Source organism: Gordonia malaquae NBRC 108250, from assembly GCF_000344135.1.
Lineage (GTDB): Bacteria > Actinomycetota > Actinomycetes > Mycobacteriales > Mycobacteriaceae > Gordonia > Gordonia malaquae.
Genome location: NZ_BAOP01000093.1, coordinates 1 through 598, shown reverse-complemented (window position 1 = coordinate 598; position 598 = coordinate 1). Strand labels below are relative to the sequence as shown.

Annotated in this window: 1 protein-coding gene; it reads right to left on the bottom strand. The window is 62.5% G+C overall.

Annotation, left to right across the window (positions count from 1 at the left end; translation table 11 throughout):
• A partial coding sequence (locus GM1_RS21320) for an IS110 family transposase (RefSeq protein WP_157436259.1) occupies nt 1-590 on the bottom strand: 590 nt, incomplete at its 3' end.
• Between the last annotated feature and the right edge of the window lie 8 nt (nt 591-598).

The following is a 598-nucleotide window of genomic DNA, read 5'->3' as shown; positions in this document are numbered from 1 at the left end:
AGTGTCGTCAGTGTTGTTACTGCGATCAGGTCGTTCTGCGTGGCTGGTCGGCAGACAGCCAGAGCGGTGACCAGGTGCGTTGAGTCCAGGTGACGGTACTTCTCGCGGATGGCTTCGGGCGCAGAGATCAGGATTGCACGCATCTGGTTGATCGCTGTGGTTCGTGCTTTCACTGCTGACCGGGCGGCCAGGTGCAGGCCTCGCAGGATGTTGGTCCGCTCGTCCTTCGGCGTTGAGGTGCCATCGTCAGCCAGGGCGGCGCGGGCGGCCTCGTATGCATCAAGGGGGTCGGACTTGCCGTTGTTTCGACGGGACGAGGGACGCCCACCGTAGACCTCGACGACCGTGTACCCGGCAGTCTGTAGCCGTCGGGTGATCCCGGTCCCGTAGCTACTGGTTCCCTCGACTCCGACCAGCCCGACCGGACCATGGTCGGTGATGAACGTGACCGCCGCAGAGTATCCGTCCGCAGTGCAGGCGAACTCGTGGTCGATGATCGGGATTCCGACAGGGGAGATGATCCCGATGTGCAGCGAGTCTTTGTGGGTGTCGATTCCGGCGACGTTCAAACCCGGTCGTGCGACTGTCATAATCGTTG